Raw genomic sequence first — 6,710 nt, 5'->3', positions numbered from 1 at the left:
CCATCGCGGACAGCGTTCCAGGCGATGGCGGACACGTTGCGCGGGTGTCCTGAGTGACGCTCAAATCGTAGCCGAAGTGTCCGCCATCAGCGTGGAATGGCGGTCGGCGCGGCCGGCTCAGACGGCCTTGGTGAGCTTGCGCATCGACTCGCCCTTGAGGGCTATCTTGTGCGAGCCGTGCACGATGCGGTCCAGGATGGCGTCGGCCAGCGTGGGCTCGTCCAGCCAGGCGTGCCAGGCCGTCACCGGCAACTGGCTGGTGATGAGCGTCGAGCGCGTGCCCACCCGGTCGTCCAGCAATTCCAGCAGGTCGTTTCGCTCGTGCGCGGCAATCGGCGCGATGCCGAAGTCGTCCAGGATGAGCAGGTCCAGCCGCGCCAGTTGCGCCAGCCGTTTGCCCAGGCTGCCATCGCCGTGGGCCACGTGCAGCTCCTGCAGCAGCCGTGGCGCGCGGGTGTAGAGCACCGAGAAGCCCAGGCGCGCGGCCTGCTGCCCCAGTGCGCAGGCGAGCCACGTCTTGCCGCACCCGGTGGCGCCGGTGAGCAGCACGTTGTGGCCATGGCGCAGCCAGTCCCCGCCGGCCAGGCTGGTGATGACCTCTCGGCTCAGGCCCCGGCTGGCGCGCCAGTCGATGTCCTCCAGGCAGGCACTGGAGACCTTCAGGCGGGCCGCCTTCAACAGGCGCTCCAGGCGCTTGCTGTCACGCCAGTCCACCTCGCGCTGCACCAGCAGCGCCAGGCGTTGTTCAAAGGGCAGCTCGCTGGCCGTGATGTGGGTGGCCGCGTCGCTGAGGGCGGCCACCATGCCGTCCAGGCGCAGGGCGCGCAGTTGGTTCAAGGTCTGTTCGTTGAGCATGGTTCTTCCTTGTTAGGTTTGCTTGCACGTTGGAGTTCAGTGGTAGTAGCCCGGCCCGCGCACGTTCTCGTGCAGCGGCAGGCTCGCCTGTGCGGCCATCGGCGCATCCAGCGGCCGCTGGTCCAGGCCGCAGCCCAGGATGGAGGCGATGCTCTTGTAGGACGGTGAGCGAATCGACTGCGCCCGCGCACAGGCGGCCTCCAGCCGGTCAGCCCCGTACTCACGGCCCAGGCGCATGAGGCCCAGACAGGAGCGGTAACCCTGCTCGGGATGCTGGCGGTGCTCCATCTGCCAGCGCACCACGGCGGCGGTGGCCGCGCCCACGCGCTCACCCCAGGCGATGAGCTTGGCCGGCGTCCACTGCAGGTGCGCCCGGTGCGAGGCCGGCATGTGCTCGGGCGTGGTGGTGTGTGCACCCCGTCGGGGATTGAGGGCGTGGGCGGCCACGCGTTTGCTGCCGTGCAGGACTTCGAGCGTGCCGGCCGTGATGCGCAACTCCACCGGCTCACCCACCAGGGCGTGGGGCACCGAGTAGTAGTGGCCATCGAGCTCAACGTGGTAATCGATGTTGACGCGGGCGGGTTTGAAGCGCGCGATGGGCATGCGCACCGGCGGCAGGGGGCGCAGGGCTGGCCGGTCGAGTTCGGCGAAGGCGCTAGTGCGGTTGCCCGGCAGCTTCTTGAACGCGCGCTGGTTCAAGTCCACCAGCAAGGCGGCAATCGCCCGGTTGAGCTCGGCCAGGCTGAAGAAGGTCTGGTGGCGCAGCCTGGCCAGAATCCAGCGCTCGACCACCTGCACAGCGACCTCCACCTTGGGTTTGTCGCGTGGCTTGGCCGGGCGCGCGGGCATCACGGCCAGGCTGTAGTGCGCACAGAGCTCTTCGAGCAGGCGGTGCGCGGTGGGCTCGTAACGGTCGGGTCGGGCCATGAGGGCGCGCGGCTGGTCAGGCACCAGCAGGCGGGGCACGCCGCCGATGAACTCCAGCGCGCTAATGATGCTGGCCACCCAGTCGGTGGCCTTCTGGCTGGCGGTGGCGCAGGCGTAGGTGTAGTTCGATGCGCCCAGCACGGCCACGAAGACCTGGGCCTGGCGTATCTCGCCAGTGTCAGCATCCACCACGGGAACGGTCTGGCCGGCGTAGTCCACAAAGAGCTTGTCACCGCCCGTGTGGGTCTGGCGCATGGAGCGCTGCAGGCGCCGGGCCCAGGCCTTGTACTTCTCGCAGAAGGCGCTGTACTTGTACGCCTGCCCGCTGTGCTGTTGCTGGTATTCCTCCCAAAGCAACTGCAGCGTCACGCCAGGTCGGCGCAGTTCGCGGTGGATGTGGGCGTGGTCGGGTTCAAGGTGCCGGGACTCGCGCGCCACGGGTGGCTTGTAGAGCCGGGCCTGGAGTTCGTCGTCGTTCAGGCTCTGGGCCAGTGCCCAGTCCACGCCGGCCACGCGCGCGTAGCTGGCTATCTCGCTGACAGTGGATTTGGAGATGCCGAGGGCGGCACCGATTTGACGGGTGCTCAAGACCCCGCCGTGCAGCAGTTGCAGTGTGTGTCGTAGTTTGCTCATGGTGACCCTGGGTGTGGGCATCGCTTGTTCCGGTCAAAAAACCGGGCAGCGTATGCCGCGTTCGGGTCACTCAGAACACCCCGCAGGTGTCCGCCATCAGTTTGGAATGCTGTCCGCCTTCAGCGTGGAACACTGTCCGCCATCACGCTGGAACACTGTCCGCCATCAGCATGGAATCGTGTCCGCCATCGCGTGGAATACGCAGGCAGGCAGCGTTCTGCCGGTTTTGGCTGTTTATATGCTGCGCAACAAGGTCTTGGCCGAACGTCTGCCAAAACATCCTGTCAGTCGATGCAGCGCGCATAGCAAATGGTTTTGTAGACCGATGGGGTATCCCAACCCAATGACGCCAGAAGCACCCAGTAGTTGTTTTCAGGATAGACCTGGCACCATTTGTCTGAGGATTCCTGGCCACCTGCGACATAGAAGCGGGACAGGAAACATGCCTTATGAGAGCCGATGTTGATCGCCGATTGGCCACGTCCAGCTTGGGTCAAGCCATACTCTTGGTTGGCATCAAAACTGGCAGCTGGTATGCGCCAAACACCTGATTGACAAGACAGTGTTTTCCCGTTGTATGCCCAACCATCTGCAACGGTATATGCAGCCTTGGCTATATCACCGTTAGAAGCACATCCCCAAGTTTCCACCGCCCATCCAGGACGGATAAACCCAGTCCCGTTAACATCGGCTTGACTGGCAGTAATATTCTGGCCTGCGATATTGCCAGATGCACCAATAGTGCCATTCGAAGACAAGACTACGCCGCCCGTTCCATCGCAGCCGCCGGACGAATTGCCGGCGCAGATCTTGCCGTAGGAATAAATGGAAGTATTCGCAGCCATCATGCTTCCGGCTACGTCGTAAAACAACTGCCCAGCGCCACCCACAGCACCGGCTGCTGACTGGACGCGATTGGCGGTGAGAGTGCTGTTTGCCGTCGTGACGCCAGGATCGCTAACCTGATTCCATGCGCTCCAGCCTCCAGCCTGAGTGCCGGATTGCTGATTACGCAGCCAAACCTTGCCAACCGCCCATCCTGTCATGCCAATGACACGTTGAGAGACGTAATAGTTACCTTGGTTTACGTGGCGAAATACCTCAAGAAAGAACCAATCTCCCCCAGCCGGAGAGTTGGGATTCCCGGCACTGTTGTAGCAACGTCCATCGGTTTGAAGGGAATTCAAGTCTGCATCTGTCGAAACGCACTTGCCGTCGCCCGGAGACTTCCATACCCCACCTTGGCACGACAGGAGAGCACCGCCGGCATCGCGCGCAATCGCACCAGTAGATGAGCACGCGCCATTTAATGTCTGAACCGATCCCATAATAATCGGCGTATTCATCGTGTTTAATGATGGATTGCCTGGGACTCCATCGCGATAAAGCGTTGCCGCAACATCCTGGCTGTCCGCAAACCAAAGTGCCATCACAGGGTGCCCTTGCGCGAAAACAATGTTGCCACCTGCCCCGGAGCACCTCTGGCCCAAGTGATTGGGGTTTGCAAAAGAGCCTATTGGCGTGTCCCATCCACCCATTGAACCGCGCATGTTTCCAGGTGCCGTGGAATAGATGCCCCCACCTGCTGCACCAATTTCAGAGGCAACCTGGCCAAGGGTCAGATCGTCAATGGTCTCGCCACCTTCAGTGACAAGGATCGAGGTCAAGTTGGTTGCAGATTGCTTGAGCACCAAGACACAAGTGTCTTGTCCACGTGCATTTAGCGAATTGAAGCCTGCCTGAAGCTTGCCAGCCGCAACAAGATCGCTCACGCGGATCAGAGCCGGCTGCGTTACCGTTGCCGTAGACAGCAGAAGGCTGTAATTGTCTTTGATGTATTCGCTTGCAGCAGTCCCAACCAGTCTGGCGTGGAGCGCAACTACGGACGCCTTTGTCTTCTCGTTTTGTTGATTCGAGAGAGCAACAATGCCTGTCATGACGGTCGCCAAAATTCCAAGCGAGACCAGCACCTCCAACAGCGTGAGTCCAGCCTGACGAGAGACCTTTGAAATTGAGAACTGCATCTAACCTCTACCTCAAACAGGGTTCAACTAAGTGGAGAATGAGCTGAATCAGCCAAAACCGCCTGAATTTTCCTCTTACAATCCTGTAATTGAAACAGGGGCCAACGCAAACTTGAAGAAATCTCCAATCAGGAAAGAAATGATTGACCTGATTAGAAATGGTTCATGGTTGGATATAGATGTTCCGGCAAAGAAAATGGAACATATCTCCTCGCATGTTGCCAGCAGCAAGTGAATAAATCGCGCCACCGGCCGCACCGATTTCGGAGGCGATTTGCCCCAGCGACAAATCATCAATTAATTCACCACCCTCAGTGATAACGACGGATGTCAAGTTGTTAGACCCCTGCTTGGGGACTAAAACGCAGGTTTCTTGACCACGTGTGTTGCGCGAATTAAATCCCGGTTGAAGCTTCTCAGCGGTGATTATGTCGCTCACCCGAATAAGAGCAGGCTGTGTTGCGGCAGCAGTAGTCAAAAGCAAGGAATAATTGTCCTTGATGTACTCTGCTGCCGCTGTCCCAACCATTTTGACATGAAGCGCAACTACCGAGGCTTTAGTCTTTTCACTTTGCTGATTCGTGCTTGCAGCAATACCCGTGGTAATGGTAGCCAGAATCCCAAGCGAGACCAAAACCTCCAGCAGCGTTAGACCAGCTTGATGAATGGTCTTGAGGTTGGTCTTCATTACATTACCTAAAAACAAAGTCGCCGCCCTGCTCCAGGGCGGTGATCATGATTGCCAGTTAGAGCTGGCGCAGGTTGTCATAGATGAAAGCGTTGCCTGAAACAGCCTTCATCGCATCCGTCTTGTCCACGACTCCAGCATTGACGAGTTTCTTGATGGAGGTGAATAGGGGGATCGACACGCCGTCTTCATTTCGATCAACACTCCCCTGCAGCTTTTCCATGTCGAAGAAGGCCTTGGAATGTTGACGCTTGTGGTTGGCAATGAAATCGACTGCCAAGGCGTACCCGCCCCCCTCCTTCTTTGGGATCAGGGTTTGGTGAATGATCCCAACAAGATTCTCGGAGAGTGACTGAAGGCGGCCGTCACGTTCTTGAGAGTTGAAATATCCAAGTAACTTTGAGATGGTGCCCAGGGCTGAGCCGGCGTGCAGAGTTCCCATGACAAGATGGCCTGATTCACCAGCGATCAAAGCCTGCTCTGCGGTTTCACGATCACGAATTTCACCAATGACTACTACATCGGGCCTCTGGCGGAGCGCGTCCTTCACGCCGCTCTTGAAATCAGTACAGTCAACGCCAATCTCGCGACGCGAGAAAACTGCACACTTGCGCTCGAACATGAATTCGATTGGGTCTTCAATCGTAATGATGTGTGAGTTGCGGGACTCATTGATGGCTTCGACCATAGAAGCCATACTTGTGGTCTTACCCGAGCCGGTCGGACCAGAAACCAAAATTAGCCCACTGGTATTTTCGAGTAGGAGCCGCGAAGCTGCGGGCAAACCTGCTTCCCCGATTGCCAATGGTCGATTGGGAATCAACCGAATGGAGGCCATGATCTTTGTGCCGCCAAACGCAAGATAGGCATTAACTCGCAAACGCCGCGTGCTCAGATTCAAAGGTCGATTGAGGGCACTCTCACGGATTATTGCGTCCCATGATGGATCGATGGTGAACAAAAAAGCATCAACATCGTACCAGGTCGGAGTTTCAACATCTTCAGCTTGAATCCAACCACGTGCGGTCTTCAGCATGATAGGTGCATTTGTCTCGATCAGAATGTCAGAGATATCCAGCTCGGAACTGGCCATCTCTGTAATGAAATTCCCAATATCAATCATTTATCGTCCCATCATGACCAGCGCATTTGCGGGGATAGTTGCAGGCAATGTGATTCCAGTATCAAACCCGGAATATGAAACCAATCGCCCCGTACTTTGACTCTTTCTTCCCAGAAGAAGGAAATCGGGGGCCCTCTTCTTCAAGCGATCAAGCGTATTAGGGGGCACATACGCTGTCGAGTAAATATAAAGGGCCCCTCCACTTATTTCATTAGTCCATGAAAAGTTCTTTTTGTAGCCTGGCAACCAATAGGTTGCCAAGGATGCGTCCGCCACTGTTCCGGTAAAGGATGGATTGGACCGAGCAAATTTCTGTACAGCAACCCTGTAAGCAATGAAATTTGCAGCGGAAACATCGGCCGTTATTTCAATATCAGCCGCACGCCGCTCTGGTATCTCAGCAACCATGTATGTTGCGAGAGCCGTCCCGAAGAAAACAGCAATCCAGACGGGCAACATT

General features: G+C 57.8%; 6 protein-coding genes. All 6 read right to left on the bottom strand.

Annotated elements, in window-relative coordinates; translation table 11 throughout:
* Positions 1-117: 117 nt before the first annotated feature.
* Positions 118-855 carry an IS21-like element helper ATPase IstB gene (gene istB / locus BV908_RS09125; protein WP_011805003.1) on the bottom strand — a complete coding sequence of 246 codons (738 nt, stop codon included), beginning with the start codon at positions 853-855 and terminating at the stop codon, positions 118-120.
* Positions 856-891: 36 nt separating this feature from the next.
* Entirely contained in the window at positions 892-2,436 is a 1,545-nt protein-coding gene (istA, locus tag BV908_RS09120) for an IS21 family transposase (protein WP_041835980.1), read from the bottom strand.
* Positions 2,437-2,699: 263 nt separating this feature from the next.
* The gene (gene pilV, locus BV908_RS22430; protein ID WP_103737936.1) at positions 2,700-4,439 is read right to left on the bottom strand and encodes a shufflon system plasmid conjugative transfer pilus tip adhesin PilV; all 1,740 of its coding nucleotides are present in this window, start codon (positions 4,437-4,439) and stop codon (positions 2,700-2,702) included.
* Between the two features lie 163 nt (positions 4,440-4,602).
* On the bottom strand, positions 4,603-5,127 hold the full coding sequence (pilV, locus tag BV908_RS09110) for a shufflon system plasmid conjugative transfer pilus tip adhesin PilV (protein ID WP_103737931.1): 525 nt from the start codon (positions 5,125-5,127) through the stop codon (positions 4,603-4,605).
* A 58-nt stretch (positions 5,128-5,185) separates the two neighbouring features.
* Positions 5,186-6,250 (bottom strand): ATPase, T2SS/T4P/T4SS family, encoded by a 1,065-nt coding sequence (locus BV908_RS09105; RefSeq protein WP_103737930.1) that lies wholly within the window; start codon positions 6,248-6,250, stop codon positions 5,186-5,188.
* Positions 6,251-6,709 carry a type IV pilus biogenesis protein PilM gene (pilM, locus tag BV908_RS09100; protein ID WP_103737929.1) on the bottom strand — a complete coding sequence of 153 codons (459 nt, stop codon included), beginning with the start codon at positions 6,707-6,709 and terminating at the stop codon, positions 6,251-6,253.
* Between the last annotated feature and the right edge of the window lies 1 nt (position 6,710).

This window comes from Diaphorobacter sp. LR2014-1, from assembly GCF_002916785.1.
Classification (GTDB): domain Bacteria; phylum Pseudomonadota; class Gammaproteobacteria; order Burkholderiales; family Burkholderiaceae_C; genus Diaphorobacter; species Diaphorobacter nitroreducens.
The sequence above is the reverse complement of the archived record's forward strand: the minus strand, read 5'-3'. Positions and strand labels throughout refer to the sequence as shown.